Consider the following 22,610-nt stretch of genomic DNA (forward strand, 5'->3'; position numbering starts at 1 on the left):
CCGAGCAACCTGCTTGCTGCGCAAGCAGGTTGACGCTCCCTCCGCTGTGCTCCAGGAGCAGGCCACCAGGCGGCCCCAGCCAGGCTTCGCCCTGCCGGAAATGCGGCCTGCGCTACGCTCCGGCCGCAACGCCCCCACTGCGTACGGGCAACCGGGCACGCTTCGCGCGCCCGAGGCCAGCAGCAGGGACGGGAGAGGGCGGGGCTGTGCATCGCAACTGATACAGCATGTTGGCTCGGTGAAACCGTCACACCCACTGCATCAAACTTCAACCCAGATAGTCTCTGGAGCCGACCCACATCCCCGCCTCCATGCATGCTTTACTCCGGGAAGCTACCTGACGGTGCATCAGAAAATCCGACCGTGAACGCAGAACACCCCGCCGGACCAATTCACGCCCCAAGGTGTCCACGGTGAGTTGTAGTCTGAACTTGATGCAGGGCTAATCTTCCGAGTTTTCCCAGACGGTGAGATCTCCTCGATATGCGCCGGTCGCATTATCCAGCTTTCCCACGGTTATGTAGGAGATTCGCCCCTCTGCTGACATAGCGCAGAAATGGCCCTCGGGAGTGACTGGAAGTGTTTCTGCCCCATACGTAGAAACACGGTTTGCGTCCTGCCCATCCCAGGCAGCGATCGTGGGGTCGGTCGTGAAGAATCCGCCGCCCTTCCCGTACATGGTCGCCTCCTTCAACTTCTGGTCGCCAATGAAGTATTCGTAATTGATCCAGAGGCTCGCACCGGTGTTGCTTGACAGCACCTTGGGCGGGACCGCGTCGAGGTCGAGGTAGGTGAGGTTGACGCTGCCGGACCATCGGCTCTCGTCTACGCCAGGACCGCCTCACGACAACGCACCAGCTCGGCCCGGCGGCGTTCCAGGGTCGCGGCGGTTTCCTCCAGCCGATGCTGCCGCTCACGGCCGGCGGCTGAGCCTGCATCGGCTGACTGCCGCAGCCTCTCCAGTTCGTCCACCACATCCCGCTTTCACTGCCGGACGTCGGCCAATTCCCCTGACAGCTCCTCGACTTCCCGGGTGAGCTCGTAAATACGCAGCATGTGCCGATAGCTGCGCCCCCGCTCCGGCAGCTGCTCACTCAGCAGCCACAGCACACGGCCATAAGCCTGGCGAGCGTCGCCGAGCACCTCCGGAGCCACATCGCTACGCCGTGCCACTCCCGCCAGCAAAGCCTCAATGCAGCCCGGATCGGGGACACAGCCGTCGACACCTTGCCTTTCATAAGCAGAGATCATCGAGTGACCCACCCCCAAAACAGCAGCCAAATGCCACTGACCCTCCCCCACCCCCTCCCAGAACAGCCTCAAGCATCCGGCTAACCCTCTTCACACCTTCACCGAAACCAGCTCAGGCACAAACCCTGCCATCCCATTCTCCCACTCAGCCATGTCCCCAGCCCTCAACGCCAAGTTCGGAACACTACCGAAAATCGCTGCTCCGAGAACTCTTTGTCGTGCTTCTCCAACACGCCTTCCGTACCGCAGAATCCATACCGCCGGGGCAGAAAACGCATCAGCTACGTGCACGTCCCGGCGACTCGCCAGCCCCTCGTGCCGGACGGCCGGCCACGAGCGCAGCATCAACTCACCAGGAGCAGCTTATGAATACCAGCAAGCGTCCAACCGTCGTCATCACCCTGTTGCTCGTCATCGGCGTCGTCACCGGACTCGCCGCCTACCGCAGCACCCAGCTCGGCAACGCCTTACTCGCCGCCGCCACCATCGCCAGCCTCGGCTGGGGAACAATCAACACCCGCCGGTCTGGCCGGGTACCGCACTGGGTGAGCAGGTGGGGCAGGGCGAGGCCGGGTTCGGTGAGGACGCTCCGCTGCCCGGTGCCGACGGTGCAGGGCACTGATGACCTCGCCGGTGGCGGTGGCTGGCGATGCTGGCAGGGGCACCGCTGTACTTGCTGGGCTGGCCCGCGTCCTGCGTCGTCTGCTCCGCTGTCGCCGTCGCCCACCGGTCGGCGAGTCGCCAGGCTAGCCCGACCTGGTTCAGCCCTGGAGGGTGGCGAGCCAGTCGGTCAGCAGGCGGTTGACCTCGTCGGGGCGCTCCTGCTGGATCCAGTGGCCGCAGCCGTTCAGGAGGTGGGAGGCGGACAGGGCGGGGAGGGTGATGGGGTAGGCGTCGATGGCGTCGGACATCCAGGTGGTGGAGGCGTCCAGGGCGCCGCCGATGAACAGGGACGGCTGCTTGATCGGGGCTCCGCGGTGGGGGACGAGGTCTTCCCAGTCTCGGTCCATGTTGCGGTAGCGGTTGAGTGCGCCGGTGATCCCTGTGCGCTCGAACTCCCCGGCGTAGACGTCGAGGTCGTCCTCGCTCAGCCAGGCCGGGAGGGCCCCCGTGGGGAAGCGGTCACGCAGCCGGCCGCCGCCGCGGGCGACGAAGTGCGGGTCGGGCTCGCCCTGGGCGGGCATAGTGTCGGCGGACAACGCGGCGTAGAAGCCGGCGAGCCAGCCCCGGACGTCGGGCTCGATCTCCGCCTCGGCGCGGCCGGGCTTCTGGAAGTAGGAGACGTAGAACTCCTGGGCGGGGCCGCCGATCTGGCCGAAGATGTCGGTGGGGCGGGGGCCGCCGGGCGGCGCGTAGGGGACGCTCAGCAGGCCGACGGCGCGGAAGACCTCCGGGTGGAGCAGGGCGGAGGAGGAGGCGATGTTGGAGCCCCAGTCGTGGCCGACGACCACCGCGCTCTCCTCGCCGAGGGCGCGCACGACGGCGACGTTGTCTTCCACCAGGTCGAGCATCCGGTAGGCGTCGGTCGCCTCCGGCTTGGAGGAGCGGCCGTAGCCGCGCACGTCGATCGCCACCGCTCGGTACCCGGCCGCGGCGAGGGCCGGGAGCTGGCGGCGCCAGGAGTACCAGGACTCGGGGAAGCCGTGCACGAGCAGGACCAGCGGGCCGGTGCCCTGCTCGACCAGGTGCAGGCGCCCGGCCGGGGCCTGGACGGTGCGGTGGCGGAGCTCGGCGGTCGGCTCAGGCTGCATGGGGGCTTCTCCTCGGTTCGCGGACGGACGCGGCCACCCATCGATCATGCGGCGCGGCACCCGCTCGACGCGATCAGCCTTGCCAGTTTGGCAAAATCGCAGGACAGGGCAGTGGAGAGGCACGGCAAGGAGGAGCGAGAAGGTGGCGGTCGACAACGTAGACGGCACGCTGGCCGCGATGGGATCCAGGCTGCGGGTCGCGCGCGAGCACCACGGTGCGACGCTCGCCGGTGTCAGCTGCGCGACCGGCATCTCGACCAGCACGCTGTCCCGGATCGAGACCGGCCGGCGCAGGCCCACCCTGGAGGTGCTGCTGCAGTTGTCGAAGGAGTACGGCGTCTCCCTGGACGAGCTGGCCGGCACCGGGCCCGCCCCCGCAGCCGAGCCGCGCACCTCGGCGCCGCTGAGCTTCGGGGATGACAAGGCGGTGCTGCCGCTCACCCGGTACGTCGGCGGCCTGCACGCTCACAAGCACGTCCTGCCCGCCCTCGAGGACCCGCCCGCGCGGCCCCGGCAGACCTCCCACGACGGCTACGAGTGGCTGTGCGTCCTGTACGGCCGGCTGTGGCTCGCACTCGGTGATCAGGACCTGGCCCTGGCCGCCGGGGAGGTCGCCGAGTTCGACACCCGCATCCCCCACGGAGTCGCGAACGCCGGATCTGCCGGACCGGTCGAGTATCTGGTCTTGTTCGGGCCGCAGGGTGAACGTCTGCGGTCGCGCACCCCTCGAGCCGCTATCCGCGAAACTGGTGACGGGAAGGCTGCTGAATGAGTATTTGGGGCAAGCCGCGTGCCTCGTTGGTGACAACCATGCTGCTTCACGCGGTCTCATTCGCCACGTCAGCCAGCGCCGGTGACAACTACTGAGAACGACGCAGAACGGGCGGCGAACCGTCAGGCCGCCGACGACTACCAGCGCCAGGAGGAGGAAGGCGCCGACTTCCTCGACTGGGAGAGCTCTTAAGTACGGATTAGTACTCCAGTCTGACTTCGCGATCTTGTCGTGGACCTGGCTGGGAACAGGTACGGCCACCGCGTGATCATCGAGGATTGTGTGGACTCCTGAAGATCGTGCGGTGGCCGCAGGCCGTGGCGTAGACCCTGCCCGCTGGCAGGCGATGTTCGACCAGGCCATGGCCCGGATCGCGGGCAAATTCAAGCGAGTTGAGCCCCGGGCCGCGGCCCGCGCCTACCTGCTCGGGCTGCTGTCGAGCGTCGAACGCAAGAACTGCTGGCAACTGGCCGAGCAGGCGGGCCATACGCGGCCTGGGCCGATGCAGCGTCTGCTGCGCTACGCCCGCTGGGACGCGGATGCCGTCCGCGACGACTTGCGCGCCTACGCCGCCGAACACCTCGGCGCTGACGGCAGCGTTCTCGTAGTCGACGAGACCGGCTTCCTGAAGAAGGGCCGGTCTTCGGCAGGAGTGCAGAGGCAATACACCGGCACCGCGGGACGCATCGAGAACGCCCAGGTCGGCGTGTTCCTCGCCTACGCCACTAGCCGGGGACGGGCCTTGATCGACCGCCGGCTCTACCTGCCCGAACACTCCTGGTCCAATGATCCCGAACGCCGCACCGGGGCCGGGATACCCGAGACGGTGCAGTTCGCCACCAAGCCCCGTCTGGCCTCGGAGATGATCGCCGCTGCGCTGGACGCCGGGATCACCGCCTCCTGGGTGACCGGCGACGAAGCCTACGGGCAGGACCCCCAGCTCCGCGCCGCCCTTGAGGCACGCGGCACCGGCTACGTCTTGGCCGTCGCCTGCTCGATGCGGGTGAAGATCAACAACGGCCGTACTCCCGTCCGCGCCGATACCGTCGCCAGCCGTCTGCCCGCCACCGCCTGGCACCGTCAGAGCGCCGGAAACGGCGCGAAAGGCCCACGATACTACGACTGGGCCTGGATCCACATCGGCACCAGCAGTCATCGGCACCCGCTCATCCGACGTAACCGGTCCACCGGGGAACTCGCCTTCTACCTGTGCTGGTCACCCACCGAAGTGCCCCTGTCCGAACTGGTCCGGGTCGCCGGTGCCCGCTGGAGCGTCGAGGAGTGCTTCCAGGCCGCCAAGAGCCAGGTCGGACTCGACCACTACCAGGTCAGGCACTGGACCTCATGGCACCGGCACATCACCCTCGCCATGCTCGCCCTGGCCTTCCTCCCCGCCCTCGCCGCCGGCGCGGCCCCCGAACTGCCCGCAGACACGAACCACTTCATCCGCAGCCGCGATCCGATCACGCTGACCGTCCCGGAGATCCGCCACCTACTTGCCGCCGTCTTCATCCCACCAGCCGTGACCGCGACCAGGCTGCTGCACTGGTCCAACTGGCGCCGACGCCACCAGGCAACAGCCCGACGCAGCCACTACCGACGACGAACCCACTGGGTAGATCACGAAACCGTGGACGGACCAGCGGAAGTTCACGTACCGTGTGGCTCCACGCCCTGAGATGGACGGAAGGAGGCGAGTGCCGTGCGGTTCACACCTTTCCAGCGCTCCCTTTTCCGCTGTCCCGGCGTGGTTCATGAGTTCTGACCGGGAGCGCTCCAAGCAGCCTGTAGCCCGGAGGAATCCATGACCGATCCGGTCATCCGCGCGCTCTCCGCGAGCGACGCCCATCTCTTCGACGCTCTCCCCGACCCACTGGGCGCCCGTGAGGGCCATCGGCGTACCCGGTTCCGCCCCGACTGGAAGCGCGTCGCCCTGCGCGACGGCGAGGTCGTCGCACGTGGCGCGTGGTGGGGCGGCCCCGACGACTCGGAGCCCGTCAACATCAACTGGTTCGATGTGGCCGAGGGCGAGGAGGAGGCGGGGGCCGAGCTCCTGCGCTCTGCCCCCTGGCAGGTCGAACTCGAGATCAACCTGCCTGGCGGCTGGCGGGACAAGCCCGACCTGCGCCCCGCGGCCGAGGCACGCTTCGCCGCCGCACGAGCCGCCGGGTACGAACTCCTGGTGGAACGCTTCCTGTACCGCTGGACCCCGGAGCGAGGTCTGCCCGAGCGGCCCGGACGCCTGCGCTTCAGCGCCGAACCCGATGACACCGTGTTCTTCGACGCATTGCGCCGCATCCACTCCGTCACCCTGGACGCCCACGCGCTCAAGACCATCGAGGAGGGCGGCCTCGATCAGGCCGCCCAGGAGGAACTCGACTTCTTCCACTGGTGCCCCTCCCCGCGGGAGTGGTGGCAGATCGCGCACACGCCGGAGGGCGACCTGGCCGGCATCCACATCCCGGCTCACAACCCCTCCGGACCGACCATCGGCTTCATCGGAGTCGTCCCGGAACAGCGCGGTCACAGCTACGCCTACGACCTCCTCGCGGAATGCACCCACTTCCTTGTCGGACAGGGCGCGGAGTTCGTCAGCGGAGCGACGGACCGGGGCAACTTCCCCATGGCCGCGAACTTCGCCAAGGCCGGCTTCCCCGTCGTCAGTGAACGCATCAACTTCCACCCGGCGGGCCAAACGGCCTAGCGAGAAGTAGCACGCGGTGAGCGGTCCGGCCAAGGATAGGTCCGGACCGCTTGTCAGTGCCCGATGGCATGCTGGCCGACAGTGTGATCGACAGCGGGCAATGCGGGCGGAGTTGGCTTCCGGAATCCGCCACCTACTCGCCGCCGTCTTCAACCCACCAGCCGTGACCGCGACCAGGCTGCTGCACTGGTCCAACTGGCGCCGACGCCACCAGGCAACAGCCCGACGCAGCCACTACCGACGACGAACCGCCGTCGAACCCGCTCGATGGGTCACGAAACCGCACTGGAGTACTAGGAGCAAGCTGCGGGTGGAGATTCCCGAGAAGCCGAGCATGGCCGTCCACTTCGCCTACGGGGTGCCCGTGTGCTCGCGGGGGCGGTACCACGCGCTGTACGGAATCGTGCGTCCGTGCCCTGAGCTGGTCTCCCTCTCACCTCAGCTGGCCTACCACCGCGTCCTCGTGCGCAACGCCCAGGAGATGAGCGAGTTCGACGAGGCGCTGGCCGACCGCATCACCCACTATGACCTGCCCGACCATGAGCAGCTCACCATGTACTGAGGCGAAGCGTTGGCCGCGAGACCCGGCCGAAGCACAGCAGGCCTGTTCACCATCGTCGAAGCCGTGGTCGAAGCCCTTGAGGAGGGGATCGAGTTCGGCGGCGGCGCCGCACAGCGAGCACAGCCGCACTCCCTGCCGCTCGGCTGCCTCCAGTGCCCGCTCCCAGGTCAGCACGGGCGCTCCGGCTGGGGCCTCTTCGCAGTCGACGGCGTGCACGACGCCTCGGTCGGGCCCGCGGCCGCCGGTCTTCGCCAGCACCCAGCCGGACGGGCGGCGCGGCCCCAATTCCTGCCTGACCAGCGAAGGAGCGTCCAGGTATGCGGTGGCACGGCCTCGTACGAGACGCCGTCGACCGGCCTCACATGGGCGGGGGCCTGCACCCACACCGTGTACCAGGAGGGCACCACCTGGTCGTTCTGGACCTTCCAGGCCGGGACCGAGACCTTGTACAGCCAGCCCTCGGACGTCTGCTGGCGTTCGTGGAGACGGCCGGTGACCTCCTGTTTTCTAGGGTGGATGAGGTTGTGGTGTGACGTGGCGGGGGAGGGCTTCGTTGGTCTTCCGAGGCTCGTTCTCGGGGGTGTGGCTCTGTGGCGGGTTGTTGTATGAACCGTCACTTCGAAGGAGTTACGCATGCGGGCGTTTCCCGTGGACCTGCCGTCCGGAGCCCGGTACTGGACCGTGGTCGATGACGAGTGGTGTGTCGTGCCTGTGGCTGATCAGTGGCTTGGGTTCCTGCGGTTCGGGCGGAGCCGGACGGAACTGACGACACGGTCGTACGCCAGCGGGGCGGCCTTCTACCTCCGGTGGTGCCGGGCCACGGGCCGGAGGTGGGAGCAGGCCGCAGGGGACATCGGGATGTTCATGGTCTGGCTGCGCTACTCACCCAGCCGGCTGGGCGGGGAGAACCCGACCGTGGTGTGGGGCCCCGGTACGAAGCCGGTCCGGGGCGAGCGGCGGGTGAACGGGGTGCTGGCCGCGGTGCGGGGGCTGCTGTCGTACGCGGTGTCGGTGGGCGCGGCGCCACGGTCGGTGCTAGGGCAGCTGTACGAGTTGGCAGACAGCCGGGATCTGCCGGAGGAGGCGAAGGGGGAGGAGACCGGCTTGTACTACCGGCTGCGGGCCCGGCACCGGCTGCAGGAGCCGCAGGCGGACGTCGACCGCGCTTCGGACGAGGAACTGGTGGCGATGTTCCTCGGGTGCCGCAGTGAGCCTTTCGGCGACCCCACAGGCCAGATCACGGGCGAGGGCATTGGCGACGCGGCAAGCCTGGTTGGGCGCGCGTGACAACGCTCCGACCACAGTGCGTACGCTGCCAGCGTTGACCGTTCCTTGAGGAAGAGCTGCGGATGACTGACAATCCGTCTGTGCCCGGACCCCGCCGGGACTTGGCAATGCACAACGACTGGTGGGCATCGGGCTGGGACCACGTCTTGCCCTGCCAGGGTTTCCCGCTGACGATGCTGATCGGGACCGCGAGTCAGCCTGACTTCACTGGCTCCCTGGACGACCTCCTGCAGGAGATCTTCGACGGTCACTGGGACATGATCGGCGGCGATCTCGACGGCGCGCTCACGTTCTCGTGGCCCGACGAGGAATGGGACTACGAGGAGGCGCCGGAGGGGCGCGAAGCGAACGAGGCACATCGCTGGGAGACGTTCGGCGCCATGCTCACGGCCGCCGGCTATCCGGTGCCCAAGACCGTGCGGGACCTGTCCGAGCTCTACCTGACGTGGGGCCTGGCCCGCCGTGATGAGACACCGTACGGCACACGGTGGTCGATGCCCGCCGCGCTGCCGTTGCCTGGTGACCTGCTGCCCCTGGACGCCGACCTCGCCAAACGGCTCGACCGGATTCGCTGGACATTGCGCACCGGTCCGCTCGTCGACGGCCTCATCGACCACTTGGTCGGCGATCTGGGCGAACCGCAAGAGATCCTCACGTCCCTGGACCGACTGGCGGCCGCCACCAGCCAGGATGCCGACGACGTCCGTATCGCCCTCACCGAACTCGTGGGCTCTGGCGACGCACAGGTACAGCGTGGCCAGGAGCCGGCCGACGCGGAACGCCTGGAGGCGCACCAGCGCTTCCGCCTGGTCATGAACTGGGATCACTTCCATCAGCACCGGGTGCAGCTGAGTATCGAGGGCGACGACGCGTGACGGAAAGCGTGCCGGGCATGCACGGAAGACACACGGCTGATCGGGGTCAGGGGCATCAGCGCCTCGGGGAAGTCGTCCGTCGCAGCCGGCCTGCGCGAGAAGTTCGGCCGCAACCTCGCGATCGTCGGCCGTCGCGGCATGACTTCGGCCGCCGAGTGGCATGGCCTTCCCGGAGACGGGAGGCCGTGCGCTCGCTCGCTGCTGACGGTGGTTCGTGACCTCAGCGGTGAGCCGCCGGGATCCGAGCTGCGGCATGTGCCTGGCGTGCCGGATGCCGGCCGGGATCTCCGTCGAGCGATCGAGCAGCGGAGGAGGTGGCGCCTTGACAACCCTGACTCGGATTCCGCTGGAGGGGTGCGCCCCGAGGCCGGCGTCGGGCTTCTTGATCTGCGGCTTCGGATCGGAGGTCCGGTACATCCGCGCCGTACGCTCACGCCAGAGTGTTTTCTGGGGCAGCCGTCGAGAACGCTCGCGCCCTGGGTCATCGGGCTCGTTCTTGCGTGATAACCGGTCACCGTGTTCTCGGTCTGCGGTACCTTGGGCCGGTGGGTGTTGCGCCGCGCAAGGTTTTCGTCAGCCATACATCCGAATTCAGCGCGTACCCGGCCGCGCGAACATTCATCGACGCCGCGCGTGACGCGGTTCTCAAGGCGGGCGACATTCCGGTCGAGATGTCACAGTTCTCGGCACGGGCCGAGGCGCCGGCGTCCTATTGCGAACGCCAGGTCATCGAGTCCGACATCTACGTCGGCATCATCGGCTTCCGGTACGGCTCACCGGTGGTTGATCGGCCGAATGTCTCGTACACCGAATTAGAGTATGTGACCGCTCGGGCGAACGACATTCCCACACTGATCTTCATGCTCGGTGAGCACGCGCTCGTCCCCGTGGGGACGTTCGCCGACCTCGTCCACCCTGCCCGACAGGCCTCGTTCCGGCAGTCGTTGCTCGGTTCCGGGATCATCTGCGCCACGTTCGAGACGCCTTCGGACCTCGGCGGTCTGATCTACCAGGCGCTCACCGAGCTCCGCGCCGCCACCGTCGCGCAGCCTCCGGAACGACCGCGTGGACGCATCTGGATGGTTCCGCCGGTGACGGTCCCACCTGTCCCGCGCGACCTCCAGACCCGGGAACTGCTCTCGCTCCTCGGTCAGAGGGAACCAGGCCGGGTGGCCATCACCACGGCACTGCGCGGCGCGGGCGGCTTCGGCAAGACGACCCTCGCCGTCGCCACCTGTCTCGAGTCCGAGATAGGGGCACGATTTCCGGACGGCGTCCTCTGGGTGACCGTGGGCGAGGAGACCGCTGCCGGACGTTTGGCGGAGAAGTTGAACGACCTCTCGGAGATGATTTCGGGAACTCGCCCCACCCTCTCGGATCCGGATGTCGCGGGCTTCCGGCTCGGCGAAATCATCGGGTCCAAGAGGTTCCTCATCGTCGTCGACGACGTATGGACACGATCCCAGCTTCGCCCTTTCCTGAACGGCGCCGAGAACTGCGCCCGACTGATCACCACCCGCGTCAGCAGCATTCTTCCGACGGATTCCGTATCGGTGGTCGTCGGAGCGATGACGGACGACGAGGCGCTCGCTCTGTTGTCGCGCGGCTTGCCCGAACTGCCCATGCACATCGCTCATCGACTGTTCGCCCGCACCGGGCGCTGGCCTGTGCTGCTGTCCCTCGTCAACAAGGCCCTCCGGCGTTATGTGGCGGCCGGCGAGTCAGCCGCGGTGGCCGGTGAACGGATCGACGAACGCCTGCGCACAAAGGGCCCGACAGCGCTGGACGTACGGCGCGCCGAAGACCGCGCGGACGCCGTGGCGGCCACGGTCGAAGCGAGCCTCGACAGTCTGTCCGGCGACGACCTGGCCAGGTTCCTGGAGCTCGCTGTGTTTCCCGAGGACCAGGACATTCCGGCGTCCACGGTGCGGACCTTCTGGTCGGCGACCGGGGATCTGTCGGCCCTTGAGACCGATCTGCTGTGCGAGGACCTGGTCGATCTCTCACTGGCGCTTCCGGCGGCCACCGGTCCGGGTGTCCGGCTCCACGACGTCATCAGGGACTACCTCCGCACCAGGGTGGGCGCAGCCGGCCTGACAGCACTCAACGGACAGCTCCTCGCGGCGGTCATCGCAGAGGCGACCGGACGTGTCGACGGCGCCGGTGATCGCATGCGCCCCTGGTGGCGGCTGCCCGCGGACGACACTTACATGTGGCGCAATCTCGGCTACCACCTGCCCGAAGCGGACGCAACCCAGGAGTTCGAGGAACTCTGCGGTCACCTGCGCTACCTGACCGAAAAGCTCAAGGTGCTCGGACCGGTCGCGGTCGAGGAGGATCTGGCCAGGGCGACTTCGCCCGAAGCGCGAGCACTGCATCGCGCGATCGGGCGCAGCGCGCACCTGTTGACCGGTACCAGCCCGGAACACGCCCTCACCTCTGTCTTCCTCAGCCGGCTGGAAAGAACTCCGGACCTCGAATCGCGCATCTCCGCCTTCGAGTCGGGCCTCGCGGTTCCCCGTCTGCGTCCGGCGTGGCCGCTCGCCGATCTCCCGCACGCAGCTCTTCGGCGCACGCTGACCGGCCACACGTCAGGGATCTGGGCATGTGCCGCAAGCCAGGACGGACAGCTCCTGGCCAGCACCGGCGGAGACGGCGTCGTACGGATCTGGGACGTACGCACCGGCCACGTCCTGCACGTCTTCACCGACGGCGCGGGCAAGGGTATGAACTGGGCCTGTCCCATCGACCCGTTGGGCCGATGGGTGGCCAGCGCCGGCGACGACGCCACCATCATCGTCCGGTCGCTCCGCAGGGAAGGCGACGTCACCAGGAGAATGACGGGCCACACGGGCGCCGTGCGAGCCGCCGCGGTCAGCCCACGCGGCGACTGGCTGGCCAGCGCCGGGGCCGACCGCCTCGTCCGGGTATGGGACGTCGCGTCCGGAACCGTACGCCTGACACTGACCGGCCACACCGGGTGGATCAGGGCCTGTGCCGCGGGGCCGGACGGATCGTGGCTCGCGACCGGTGGCGATGACGGCACCGTCCGGCTGTGGCACGTCGGGGACGGTTCACTGTTGAGAACGCTCCGCGGTCACACCGGTCCGGTGCGGGCCCTTGCCATCGACCCGCGGGGACGGTGGCTGGCGAGCGGGGGCGCTGACGGAAGCGCTCGGGTGTGGGACGTCGAGAGCGGGGAGATGCGGCTGCTCCTCAACGGCCACTCCGGGTGGATCCGCACCTGCGCCGCGGCTGCCGACGGAACCTGGCTGGCGACGGCGGGCGACGACCGGACCGTGCGCGTGTGGGGCATCGACGGCGAAGTCACCGGGCTGAGGGCAGAGCTGCTCGGGCACCGGGGCGCCATCTGGGCGAGCGCGTCGGGCAGCGACGGCGGGGAAGCCTGGCTCGCGACCGCGGATGTCGACGGCAAGGTCCTCCTCTGGGATCCCGCGAGGTTCGACCGGCCCCCGCCCGAGTCGGGTGGGCCGAGCGGCGCCGTGAAGGCGTGCGCCGTCGACCCCGGGGGGCAGTGGATGGTCGGAGCGGGCGAGGACCGGCGGACGCGGCTGTGGGACCTGGCCACCGGCGCCTTTCTCGGCGCGCTTCCAGCTGAGCGCAAGACCGTGCGCGCCTGCGCCGTGAGCCCCGATGCCCGGCTCGTCGCGACCGCGGACGACAACCATCTCGTGCAGATCTGGGACGCCACGAACCGCACGCCGGTCGCCACTCTGGCCGGCCACGCGGCGCCGGTCCGCACCTGCGTGTTCAACCCCGACTCCACACGCCTGGCAAGCGGCAGCGACGACCACACCGTCAAGGTCTGGGACGTGTCGGCCGGCACCCTCCTGGAGACGCTCACCGGTCACACCGGAGCCGTCCGGGCCTGCGTCTACGGACCCGACGGGCAGTGGATCGCATCCGCGGGTGGCGATCGCACGGTACGGCTGTGGAACACGGACGACGGATCCGAGCGTGCCGTCCTGCGGGGACACAGCGGATACGTCCGCGCGCTCTGCCCCGGCCCGGGGGACCACACGCTGGTCAGCGTCGGCGACGACCGGCTGGTCCGGATCTGGGACCTTCGGACGGGCACACAGTCCGCCGCGTTCGAAGGACACTCGGGCGCGATCTGGGCCTGCGCCTTCGACAGGAACACCGGCCTGATCGCCACCGCAGGCGATGACCCGGAGGTGCGTCTCTGGGATCCCGCCACAGGTCCCCCGTCGACCGTGCTGGGACGCCACACGTCGGGTGTACGCACGATGGCGACGAGTTCCGCCGGGCTCCTGGTGACGTCAGGGGGCGACGAAAGCGTCCGCGTGTGGGACGTCGCACAGCGGCGGCTGCGCGCCGTGATCGAGACGGACGTATCCCACTGGCGTGCCTGCGCTGTCTCCGCCGACGGCCGGCTCATCGCTGCGGCGAGCTCCAACGGTGCGCTTCGTCTGCAGTCCGGGGATGGCGACACCGTACGCCTCATCGACGCCCATGACGGAGCGACGACCGACGTCGCCGTCGACGCCTCCGGGGCATGGCTGTTGAGCAGCGGAGACGACGGCCACGTCCGACGCTGGGACGCACACAGCGGCGCGCTCCTCGCCGATTTCCGCGGCGAGGCACGGCGCAGCATTCTCGCGACGGCCCTTTCCCCCGACGGGTCGTGGATCGCCGCCGCGTCCAGCGACGGGCGTGTGACGGTCTTCGATCTGGAGGGCCGTCCCGTGTGCGACGTCCGCTGTCATGAGGGATGGGCCCGGACCTGCGTGTTCTCTCCCGACAGCCGGTTCGTCGTCAGCACCGGCGACGACGGGATGCTGTGCTTCACCGAGCTGCACGGCGAACTGACCAGGTACCCGTCGCAGCACACCGGCTGGGTCACCGCTTGCGACATGACACGGGAAGGCGGCCTCATCGCCACCGGCGGACAGGACAGGGTGATCCGCCTGTGGCGCGGTGAGCCGCCCACCGTCGTGACAGACCTGGCAGGACACGCGGGAACGGTGCGGTCAGTCGCCTTCGATGCCACCGGTCGTCTGCTTGCGAGCGTCGACGATCTTGGGGAACTTCGCGTGTGGGACGTTCGCGATGGCGGCTGCCTGACCATGATCCGGGTAGCGCACCCGCTGCGGGCCTGTGCCTGGTTCCCGGACTCGAAGCGCGTCTGTGCCGCGGGCCATGGTGGCGTCTTCACCTTCGACTTCATCCCTGGGGAGAACGGGGGCGCCGCCTCTTCGAGGTGATCGACGGGGCTTGTCATACGCCCGTCAGAGACCGGTGCTGATCGTTTCCGCACGAACCGCATCCACCATCTGCGCCTCCGAGGCCACACTGCGGCCGGTCCTCGCCTCGATCCTGGAAACCCACTTGGCCGGGACCTCGACCGGTCGCGCGGCCCCGGCAAGCGCCATGTAAAGAGCGGTCGTCGAGTCGAGATCCCAGCTTCCGCGCCGGCGCAGGAGCAGCCCTGTCGTGGTCGCCATCGGATGGTCGGCCACCGCGAGAGCGATGGCCGCGATCACCGATGACCTGGCCTCGACGGCCATGCCGAACTCGTCCTCGATCCAATCCACCACGTCGGCGGGTCGACTGTCACCAGGTACAGCCGCCGCCGCACGCAGCGCCTCCAGTACGGCGTCGCCGCCCCGGACCAGGCGCCTGAGGGTGTCCGCCACACGAAACGGCAACTCCACCGCGACGCCGGGCGCTTCCCCCCGAAGCAATCCCGAGAGGATCAAAGTGAATACCAGCGCGGCCATCATCGAATCCGGCGAGAAGTGAGTCACCGAGACCAACTTGTGGACCTCGAACGTCAGATCCCCGCAAGACTCCGGTCCGTACAAATACGCAAGCGGTATGCACCGCGATATGCAGCCGTTGGTCGCCCCGTCATCGGCGACGCTGAAGAGATCGCGCCGTGCTCTGAGCTTGTAGACCTGCCGGCCGCCCAGCGGGTTCGTGCGGCGGAGCAATGCCTCGAAGGCGTCCCGAGACGTCCGTCGATGCGCGCGAAGGACGTCGAGCGAGGCGAACAGGAGCGCCGTCTCGTCGGTGACCCTGCCCGTGAAACCGGCCGGCGGTTCCCTTCCCGAGGTCAGGTCCACGAGGAGTTCCTCGGTTTCCCGATCCAGCTGCGGCGCCGGGCGCTTGTCGACGATCTTTCCCACACTGTCGCCGAGCGCCAGACCTGCCAGACTTCCCCACAGCCGCTCGCGCTGCGGCTCGGCCGCCCGGGGCCGAGCCGTGGCGGTGTCGAGGTCGTGCAGCGATTCGAGCGCCGCCGGCAGACTCATGAACCGTGGCTGCACCAGCGTCACGCCCGGCGTCGGATCGACGAGATACGACGAGAACTTGTTCGCCACCGCCAGGCAATGCGCCCCGCGCCCATGGAAAAGGTCGATGAGCCAGGGAGATCCGCTGACCAAGGTGACCGGGCTCGGCCGACCGATCTCCGCGATCGGCTGTCCCGGCGCCATCTCGATCACCTCTTCGAGGACGCCCGGCACCACCAACGCGTCCAGCCCCAACCGCTGCAGGCTCTCCTCGACCAGGGCGGGGCAGGTGACGCTGAAGGCGATGCAGTGCATTCCGAGCTGAGCCGCCTGCTTCAACCACTGCAGTACGCCGTCCTGGGCGGTGCCCTGGCGAATCAGCGGTTCGCAGGCTGTCGTCGCCACGGCATCCAACTCCTCCGTGCCCCAAGGCCCGGTGTCCCGGCACCCACCCCGGGCGCTCAGCAGGTCCCGCGCCACCACTCCCACCGGGGACCTCGAGGACGCCGACCGTGCCAGCACCCCAGCCCAGTCGTCACTGGTCAGCAGCTTGCCCCGCGCCGCGAACACCGATCGCCACACCCGGTACCCCGCTGACACGGCGTCAAGGACCGCCGTCTCCAGCTCCAACGCCAGCACTTTCATGGAGATCACCCCCCGAACATTGGAACATTGGACAACGGCGCGACGACCGCGCACAGCGACGGGACGGGACGGGACTACCTTGCCCATGCGCACGTTGGGCGGAAGACGTGTTCTGGTCACGGGGGCATCGGCCGGCATCGGACTGGCCATCGCGGAGGCGCTCTCGGCCGCGGGAGCGGTGCCGCTTCTGCTCGCTCGACCTGGCCCGCGGCTCGCCGATGCCGTGGCCCGCACCGGCGGGTTGCCCGTTCCGGTGGATCTGCGGTCCCCGTCCGCCACTGCCGAGGCGATCAGCCAGGTCGGCGCCCAGGTGGGCGCCTTCGACGCTCTGGTCAACAACGCCGGCATCGTTCGCCTGGACACCGTCGCGGCCGGTGAACGCGAGCAATGGCAGGAACTTCTCGACGTCAACGTACTCGGGCTGCTCGAGGTCACCCAAGCCGCGCTGCCCTTTCTGACACGCGGCGAGTCCAGCCAGATCATCAACATCAGCTCGCTGGCGGGCCAACGGGTGCGGCACGCAGCACAGTCGGTCTACGCGGCCTCCAAGGCAGCTGTCGACAGGATCAGTTCCGGGCTGCGCCTCGAACTGCAATCAACCGGTGTGCGCGTCACCACCATCTCACCCGGATTCACGTTGACGAACGAAGGCGCCGGAATAACGCAACCGGAACTCAGGAAGCGCATCGCCGAGGGACAGCGGCAGAAAGGATTGCGGGCAGCGGACGTCGCGGACCAGGTTGTGCAGGTACTGGTGGCACCGGCCCACGTGCACATCCTTGAAATATCTTTGCAGTCGATCCATCAGGAATACTTCTGAGTGTTCGCGTGTGTCCGCCCGTGGACACGTTGAGGACGAGTGGGCTGGTTCAGGCGGCTTCCTCCGTGATGAAGCCGGTCCAGGTGCGGCGCAGGCGGTCGCCGGCGGTCGGGTCGACGCGCTGGACGGCGTGCATGGTGTGGGCTCGGAAGATGACCAGGCGGTTGGGGCGGGGCAGGATGAGCGCCGGGTGGGTGGCGCAGTGGACGAGGGTGGCGCCGTCGGCGGCGTCGGCGCGGGACTCTTCGTCGATGAGGGCGAGGCCACCGCCCCAGTCGGTGTCCCACGTGCGGTGGGTGAAGTAGACGTACGCACCGATGCGGCCGGCGCCGGCGTCGTTGTGCCAGCTCAGACGGGAGCCGGCGGGGTAGCCCCAGGCGCTGAGGGTGAGGGAGAGGCTGTCGGCCCGGCCAGGGGCGCCCAGCAGGTCGAGGTGCGTGGTGATCTGTTCCTTGACGGCGTGCTGCCAGCGCGGCGCGTCGTCGGCGGTGTGGCCGAGGGGCTGTTTCTCCTCGCCGCCGCGGTAGGCGAAACCGTCGTACACCGGGTCGATGGTGCTGAGGACGGGCTTGAGGCGGATGTGCTCGAAGGTGTCTGCGGTGGCGTCGAAGTCGGCCTGGGGCAGCAGGTCGTCGATGACGAGGTAGCGGTCGCCGCGGGAGTGGACGCGGGTGTCGGGGTGGGCGGCGAGGAGGCTGCCGACGTTCATGCTGTCGTTTTCCTTCCGGGTGCGGCGAGGCGGGTGGCGGGGATGCAGAGGAGGAGGAGCAGGACGCTGAGGCCGAGGAAGACGATGTCGTAGTCGTCGGCGAACAGGCCGCCGAGGAGCATGCCGAAGGGGACGCCGACGGCGTTGACGAGGTTGTCGACGGAGCCGAGGCGGGAGAGGTAACGCTCGGGGATCTCTCTTTGGTAGGCCGTGTCCCACACGATGCCGCAGGCTGCGGTGGTCAGGGCGCACAGGGCGAAGGTGGCGCCGAGGACGGCGGTGGGCAGGTGGTCGCGCAGGGTCAGCGCGGTGAACTGGAGGACGGCTCCGAGGGTGACGACGACGGCCGCGGTTTTCCAGGCGTGCTGTTTCGTGGTCGCCATGACGGCCAGGGACCCGAGGAGGGAGCCGGCGGCAAGGCAGGTCGCGAGGACGGACCAGGCGCCGGTGCCGCCGAGGGACTCGACGGCGATCACGGGGCCGGCGACGGCGGTCAGGCCGATGCCGAGCGAGACGACGAACCACAGGGCCGTGCCGAAGGAGAACCAGGGGTATCGGGCCATGATCGCGAATGCGGCCAGGAAGCGGGTGTCGGGTGTGGTGGCCCGCGGGTTCGTCACGTGGCGAACGGGGGTGTGCAGGCTGGTGAGGCGGGCCAGGCAGGCGAGGTTGACGGCGAAGGAGGCCACGTCGAGCCACAGGATCCATGAGAAGCCGACCGCTCCCATGAGGACGCCCGCGAGGACGGGCCCGAGGAGGAAGCTCACGTCGGCGACGAGGGAGAGCAGGCCGTTGGCCCGCTGGAGTCGGTCCTCGGTGACGAGTTCGGGGATGAGGCCGATCTGCGCCGGGTTGTAGAGAGCGGTGCCCGCTCCGTACACGGCGGCGGACAGGCACAGATGCCAGCTCTGTAACGGCAGGGGGCTGACCGCGACGACGGCGAGCGCGCCCTGGGCGAACAGGCGCAGCAGGTCGGCGCCGATCATCACGATGACCCGGTCGAACCGGTCGGCGATCCGGCCGCCGGGGGCGACCAGGAGAAAGCGGGCCGCCCACAGGGACAGCAGGACGCAGGTGAGCCCGGCAGCCGAGTGCGAGATGTGGTAGGCGGCGAGGGCGAACGCGACGGGGACGGGGGCGTCACCGAGCCTGGAGACGACGTGGCCCGTGAAGAATGTCGCGAAGCGGCGGTCCCGCACCATCGCGGCGTGGCCCTTGAGCGTTGCGGTGGGCACGGGCGGGTCATCCCTCGCAGATCAGGAAGTCGTTGCGGGCGCCGAAGGCGACCAGGGCGCGCAGGTCGGCGTCCGGCAGATCGCTGGCGGCTGCGAGTTCGTCGAAGGTCAGGGCGCCACCGCGGGTGAGGAGGGCGACGGCGCGTTCCAGACGGCGGTCGAGGCGGATGCGCCGGCCCATGGTGGTGACGGTCAGATGGTCGTCGTCCGCGGTCACGTACGGGGGGTAGCGGCTGGCCCAGCGGATACGGGCGGCGGGACCGATCTCGCCGGTGAGGAGGCTGCGCAGGGAGGCACCGGCGCGGCGGTCGGGGCGCAGGGCCAGGCGGGCGGCGAGCCATTCGGGGTCGGGGGCGGGTGCGGTGCGGCCGACGAGTTCGTGGGCGGCGCGGGTCTCCTCCCGTACGTCGGCGAAGGGCTCGTAGCCGATGGTGAGATGGACGGTGAGTTCGCCGGTGCCGGAGACGCGGTGGGCGGTGTCGCGCGGCACGGACAGGAACGTGCCGGGGGTGAGGACGTGGTCGAGGCTGTCGTCGGCGAGGTCGCGGGAGCGGGCGCCGACGCGGGAGTCGACCTCCCAGTGCTTGCGGCCGAGGAGCTGCAGGATGAGAGCGTCGTGGTCGTCGCTGTGGACGTCGAAGGCGGAGGCGTCGCCGGCGGTGATGTAGCAGTTGATCCACGCGCGGGCGCGCAGCAGGTATTCGAGGGCCTCGCACAGCAGCATGCCCCGCTCGTCGAGGGCTTCGAGGTGGCTGATGACGAGGGTCGCGCCGCGTTCGACGGCGCTGTGCAGGTAGGCGGGGACGAGGGTGGTGTGCAGGACCTCGCCGTCGCCGACGCGGGAGCGCAGCCACCGGCTGCGGTCGACCTGGCGGCCGGACTCGACGAGGCGGAAGTTGGTGGCGAGCGCGCCGGGCCGGGCGAGGGCGGACCAGACGGCGGCGAGCAGGGCCTCGCGGGCGGTGGAGGCGGTGCCGTCCTCGGCAGGCTCGTGGAGGCGTACGCCGCCGGAGGGCGGCTGCTGGTCGCCGAGGCCGGCGAGCAGCAGCCGGGCGTAGGCGAAGGCGTCGAAGCCGGTCATGGGGCGATCACCGCTCCCAGGGTGTAGAGGGCGCGGGCGAGTTCGTCGCGGCGGTCCGGTGCGAGGGCGGTGGGCAGGGTGGCGGCGAGCTCGTCGAGGGTGAAGGGGGCGTCCGAGCGGGTCGACTCCTCCAGGGCGGTGAAGTCGAGGTGGCCGGGGAGGGTCAGCGAGCGGCCGCGGGCGACGAGAGCGGTGCCGTCCGGGTGGGGGGCGGCGGCGACCGCCCCGGGTCCGGACCAGCGCAGCGGGGTGGCGGGGGTGGGGGCCGTTCGGGGGAGGGCGGCGCGGTGTGGCCGGCTGAGGTAGCCGTTGGTGCGCAGGCGGAGCTGCCCGAGGGTGATCTCGTGGGCGACGCGGTCGGCGAGTGAGGCGCCGGGGGTGTCGTCGTCCGTGAGGAGGGCGTGGGCGCGGTCGGTGACGGCCTGGGCGGCCGGGTAGGCGGCGAGGGGCTGCGCCGGGTCCGCGGCGCGCCACAGGGCCTCGGTGATGAGGGACCGGGTCTTGACCGGGTACAGGGTGAGCCCGAGGAAAGCGGAGGGGCCGAGGTTGCGGAACACGTGGTATGTGTCCTGGGGAATGCAGAGGAAGTCGCCGGGCTGGAGCAGGTGGCGCTCGGCGGAGCCGAGGTGTTCCTCGATGTCGAAGGTGATGCGGCCGAACGAGGGGCTGGGGGTGATGCCGGAGGCGTCGAAGGGGTTGTCGTGCCAGACCCAGACCTCCTTGGGGGACGGTCCGAGGTGGAAGATGAGTGAGGGCTCGGAGTCCTTGTGGATGCCGAACGGCGTCCAGCCGGAGTGGGCGACGAAGGTGTACACGTCGGTTCCGGAGGGCAGTTCGTGGGTTCCGTCGGCGACGAGTTCCGCCACGAGCCGGGCGACTTCCGCGCCCAGGTCGAGGTTCCAGGAGGAGACGTCGTTGACGGCCAGGCAGGCTTCGTCGCTGTCGGCCGTGCGGGCGAGCCAGGCGATGGCGCTCTCGCCGTCGGCGAGGGGCGTCTCCACGAAGCGCTTGGTCAGCCGGTAGTCGAAGGCGCCGGGCCGGAAGGCGCGCAGGCGCAGGTCTGCGGGCGCGTGGCGGGTGGCCGTGCGCAGGCTGTCGTCGATCAGCCGGCCGAGGTGTCCGGGGTCGGCGACCAAGCTGGGGAGGAAGACGGTGCGGGCGAAGTCCGGGGCGTGGCTCGCCGCGAACGCCTTCCATGTCCTCGTGTCGATGCTCATCCAACTCACCACTCGTTCGGGGAAAACGGCCATGCGGCCGGCTGTCCGTTCGGACGACCGGCCGCGTTACGGTGCGGGGCTCAGTGGCCGACGTCCTGACGCGGGCCGAACTCGGCCTCGAAGGTGTCGTTCTCGTCCTCGAGGATCTCCATGACGAGGTTCTTCTCGTTCTCCATGACGGGAATTCCTTTCCGATCGGTACAAGAGTTTCTCCCGCAAGGGGAAGCGGGAATTTTCTGCGGGCTGTCGACCCTTCTTCGAGAAGGGCAGTTGGGTAACCCATTGGAATCGAGCGGCCCGTCCGGTAAGGATTCACTTACTTTCCGGCCCGTTCTGGAAATTACTCTGACACGTCCTCAAGGTGGGTGTCAGTAGTTTTCCGTGGCACAAATGGCCCTGGCATTCTTGTGTCACACCATGCCGCTGCGTGCGGCCTGGAGGCCCAGCTGGAAACGGCTGTGGGCGCCGAACCGGTCGGAGAGGCTGGAAATCATGCGGCGTTCGCTGCGCAGGGAGACGCCGAGTCTGCGGGCCGCGGCCTCGTCGGTGAGTCCGTCGGCGAGGAAGCGCAGCAGCGCGCGTTCCTGCGGCGAGTACGCGCCCGGGTCGTCAGCCTCGCTGTCCGTGTCCCTGAGCGGGATCGCCCCGTCCCACAGGTGCGTGAAAAGGGCGCGCAGGCCGTTCAGGGCGCCGGGCTCGCTGAGAAGGACGGCGCCCTGGGCGGGGTCGTGCGGGTCCAGGGGCATGGCGGCGTTCGCGCCGTCGACGATCCGCAGGTGAAGGGGCAGGGAGGGCAGGGTGCGGATCTCGGCGCCGGCGTCCGCCAGGCTCCGTACGGCTCTGCGGCGCTCCGGTGAGGCGTCGGTGCTGTCGAGGTGGATGACGTGTACGCGGACGCCCTCGGCCAGGAGGTCGAGGTGGAGGGGGACGTCGAAGTCCCATGGGCCGTCGGGTGCCGTGGTGGTGGGGGCAAGGACGAGGACTTCGTCGCGGGCCCGGGCGGTGAGGTCGGCAAGACGCCGGTGGACGGCCTCGGCGCCGGTGAAGCGCTCCACGCCGCCGGCGGACGGTTCGCGGCCGAGCGCGGTGTAGTCGGCGAGGAGGTCGGCGACCGCGGCGCGGCTCGCGTCGATCTCCGTCTGGGTGCGGGCGAGTTCGGCCTGACGGCGTTGGAGAAGGGCGCCGAGCCCGGCCCGGGGCGGCACGAGCAGTGGTCCGCCGCAGGGGTCCTCGTCCGCGGCCGCCGGACGCAGCAGCGCGAGGTCGGCGAGGGTGTCGAGGGCTCCGGTGACGGTGGACCGGTCCTGGCCCAGCGCCTGTGCCAGACGGTCCACTCCCCAGGAAGGGTGCTCCAGCATGAGCCGGTAGACGGCCTCCGTGCCGGAGTCGAGTCCGAGTACGCGCAGCATCAGCGTTCCCCCGCAGT

15 protein-coding genes and 3 pseudogenes are annotated in these 22,610 nt (G+C 69.3%); 9 read left to right on the top strand and 9 right to left on the bottom strand.

Annotation, left to right across the window (positions count from 1 at the left end):
• Nucleotides 1-984: 984 nt before the first annotated feature.
• Together ACPT94_RS33790 and ACPT94_RS33795 are read right to left on the bottom strand one after the other, a co-directional pair.
• Nucleotides 985-1,251: a hypothetical protein gene (locus ACPT94_RS33790; protein ID WP_360335227.1), complete on the bottom strand. Its 267-nt coding sequence runs from the start codon at nucleotides 1,249-1,251 to the stop codon at nucleotides 985-987.
• Nucleotides 1,252-2,012: 761 nt separating this feature from the next.
• The gene (locus ACPT94_RS33795; RefSeq protein ID WP_360335229.1) at nucleotides 2,013-3,002 is read right to left on the bottom strand and encodes an alpha/beta fold hydrolase; all 990 of its coding nucleotides are present in this window, start codon (nucleotides 3,000-3,002) and stop codon (nucleotides 2,013-2,015) included.
• Between the two features lie 142 nt (nucleotides 3,003-3,144).
• Here ACPT94_RS33795 and ACPT94_RS33800 point away from each other — a divergent pair, with 142 nt between their 5' ends.
• The 4 genes and pseudogenes from ACPT94_RS33800 to ACPT94_RS33815 all read left to right on the top strand — a co-directional run.
• Entirely contained in the window at nucleotides 3,145-3,774 is a 630-nt protein-coding gene (locus tag ACPT94_RS33800; protein ID WP_360335231.1) for a helix-turn-helix domain-containing protein, read from the top strand.
• A 346-nt stretch (nucleotides 3,775-4,120) separates the two neighbouring features.
• A complete protein-coding gene (locus ACPT94_RS33805) occupies nucleotides 4,121-5,452 on the top strand; it encodes an IS701 family transposase (RefSeq protein ID WP_425247623.1) in 1,332 nt (443 codons plus the stop codon).
• Between the two features lie 126 nt (nucleotides 5,453-5,578).
• Nucleotides 5,579-6,478 (top strand): N-acetyltransferase, encoded by a 900-nt coding sequence (locus tag ACPT94_RS33810; protein WP_360335233.1) that lies wholly within the window; start codon nucleotides 5,579-5,581, stop codon nucleotides 6,476-6,478.
• A gap of 124 nt (nucleotides 6,479-6,602) precedes the next feature.
• Nucleotides 6,603-6,743, top strand: a pseudogene (locus tag ACPT94_RS33815) (IS701 family transposase); the annotation flags it as partial.
• A 345-nt stretch (nucleotides 6,744-7,088) separates the two neighbouring features.
• On the opposite strand, the pseudogene ACPT94_RS33820 reads toward ACPT94_RS33815, so the two are convergent.
• Nucleotides 7,089-7,558, bottom strand: a pseudogene (locus tag ACPT94_RS33820) (DUF6233 domain-containing protein); the annotation flags it as partial.
• A 115-nt stretch (nucleotides 7,559-7,673) separates the two neighbouring features.
• On the opposite strand from ACPT94_RS33820, the gene ACPT94_RS33825 reads away from it, so the two are divergent.
• From ACPT94_RS33825 to ACPT94_RS33840, 4 genes and pseudogenes are all read left to right on the top strand, one after another.
• A complete protein-coding gene (locus tag ACPT94_RS33825; RefSeq protein ID WP_360335235.1) occupies nucleotides 7,674-8,327 on the top strand; it encodes a hypothetical protein in 654 nt (217 codons plus the stop codon).
• A gap of 107 nt (nucleotides 8,328-8,434) precedes the next feature.
• Entirely contained in the window at nucleotides 8,435-9,202 is a 768-nt protein-coding gene (locus ACPT94_RS33830; protein WP_425247595.1) for a DUF6042 family protein, read from the top strand.
• Between the two features lie 36 nt (nucleotides 9,203-9,238).
• A pseudogene (locus ACPT94_RS33835) lies at nucleotides 9,239-9,334 on the top strand (kinase); the annotation flags it as partial.
• 413 nt (nucleotides 9,335-9,747) lie between these two features.
• Nucleotides 9,748-14,448, top strand: coding sequence for a DUF4062 domain-containing protein (locus ACPT94_RS33840; protein ID WP_425247596.1), 4,701 nt, complete (start codon nucleotides 9,748-9,750; stop codon nucleotides 14,446-14,448).
• A gap of 24 nt (nucleotides 14,449-14,472) precedes the next feature.
• Here the strand turns inward: ACPT94_RS33840 and ACPT94_RS33845 are convergent, their stop codons facing one another.
• Nucleotides 14,473-16,122: an ADP-ribosylglycohydrolase family protein gene (locus ACPT94_RS33845; protein WP_360335558.1), complete on the bottom strand. Its 1,650-nt coding sequence runs from the start codon at nucleotides 16,120-16,122 to the stop codon at nucleotides 14,473-14,475.
• 85 nt (nucleotides 16,123-16,207) lie between these two features.
• Between ACPT94_RS33845 and ACPT94_RS33850 the strand changes: the two genes are divergently transcribed.
• The gene (locus tag ACPT94_RS33850; RefSeq protein WP_360335240.1) at nucleotides 16,208-16,942 is read left to right on the top strand and encodes an SDR family oxidoreductase; all 735 of its coding nucleotides are present in this window, start codon (nucleotides 16,208-16,210) and stop codon (nucleotides 16,940-16,942) included.
• A 49-nt stretch (nucleotides 16,943-16,991) separates the two neighbouring features.
• On the opposite strand, the gene ACPT94_RS33855 is transcribed toward ACPT94_RS33850, so the two are convergent.
• The 5 genes from ACPT94_RS33855 to ACPT94_RS33875 form a co-directional block, all read right to left on the bottom strand.
• The gene (locus ACPT94_RS33855; protein ID WP_360335242.1) at nucleotides 16,992-17,651 is read right to left on the bottom strand and encodes a 2OG-Fe(II) oxygenase; all 660 of its coding nucleotides are present in this window, start codon (nucleotides 17,649-17,651) and stop codon (nucleotides 16,992-16,994) included.
• The gene (locus ACPT94_RS33860) at nucleotides 17,648-18,886 is read right to left on the bottom strand and encodes an MFS transporter (RefSeq protein ID WP_360335244.1); all 1,239 of its coding nucleotides are present in this window, start codon (nucleotides 18,884-18,886) and stop codon (nucleotides 17,648-17,650) included. The genes ACPT94_RS33855 and ACPT94_RS33860 overlap by 4 nt, the downstream gene beginning before the upstream one ends.
• Before the next feature lie 7 nt (nucleotides 18,887-18,893).
• A complete protein-coding gene (locus tag ACPT94_RS33865) occupies nucleotides 18,894-19,967 on the bottom strand; it encodes a JmjC domain-containing protein (RefSeq protein ID WP_360335246.1) in 1,074 nt (357 codons plus the stop codon).
• A complete protein-coding gene (locus ACPT94_RS33870; protein WP_425247597.1) occupies nucleotides 19,964-21,184 on the bottom strand; it encodes a hypothetical protein in 1,221 nt (406 codons plus the stop codon). The genes ACPT94_RS33865 and ACPT94_RS33870 overlap by 4 nt, the downstream gene beginning before the upstream one ends.
• Before the next feature lie 410 nt (nucleotides 21,185-21,594).
• Complete coding sequence (locus ACPT94_RS33875; RefSeq protein WP_360335250.1) at nucleotides 21,595-22,593, bottom strand: helix-turn-helix domain-containing protein; 999 nt, start codon at nucleotides 22,591-22,593, stop codon at nucleotides 21,595-21,597.
• Nucleotides 22,594-22,610: the final 17 nt, after the last annotated feature.

It is taken from the genome of Streptomyces aurantiaciflavus (genome assembly GCF_049808595.1).
Classification (GTDB): Bacteria; Actinomycetota; Actinomycetes; order Streptomycetales; family Streptomycetaceae; genus Streptomyces.

Coding starts and splice junctions, on each gene's coding strand:
- ACPT94_RS33845 (WP_360335558.1), bottom strand. CDS start 16,122: ATGAAAGTGCTGGCGTTGGAGCTGGAGACGGCGGTCCTTGACGCCGTG.
- ACPT94_RS33855 (WP_360335242.1), bottom strand. CDS start 17,651: ATGAACGTCGGCAGCCTCCTCGCCGCCCACCCCGACACCCGCGTCCAC.
- ACPT94_RS33805 (WP_425247623.1), top strand. CDS start 4,121: ATGTTCGACCAGGCCATGGCCCGGATCGCGGGCAAATTCAAGCGAGTT.
- ACPT94_RS33875 (WP_360335250.1), bottom strand. CDS start 22,593: ATGCTGCGCGTACTCGGACTCGACTCCGGCACGGAGGCCGTCTACCGG.
- ACPT94_RS33850 (WP_360335240.1), top strand. CDS start 16,208: ATGCGCACGTTGGGCGGAAGACGTGTTCTGGTCACGGGGGCATCGGCC.
- ACPT94_RS33865 (WP_360335246.1), bottom strand. CDS start 19,967: ATGACCGGCTTCGACGCCTTCGCCTACGCCCGGCTGCTGCTCGCCGGC.
- ACPT94_RS33790 (WP_360335227.1), bottom strand. CDS start 1,251: ATGATCTCTGCTTATGAAAGGCAAGGTGTCGACGGCTGTGTCCCCGAT.
- ACPT94_RS33830 (WP_425247595.1), top strand. CDS start 8,435: ATGCACAACGACTGGTGGGCATCGGGCTGGGACCACGTCTTGCCCTGC.
- ACPT94_RS33870 (WP_425247597.1), bottom strand. CDS start 21,184: ATGAGCATCGACACGAGGACATGGAAGGCGTTCGCGGCGAGCCACGCC.
- ACPT94_RS33810 (WP_360335233.1), top strand. CDS start 5,579: ATGACCGATCCGGTCATCCGCGCGCTCTCCGCGAGCGACGCCCATCTC.
- ACPT94_RS33795 (WP_360335229.1), bottom strand. CDS start 3,002: ATGCAGCCTGAGCCGACCGCCGAGCTCCGCCACCGCACCGTCCAGGCC.
- ACPT94_RS33825 (WP_360335235.1), top strand. CDS start 7,674: ATGCGGGCGTTTCCCGTGGACCTGCCGTCCGGAGCCCGGTACTGGACC.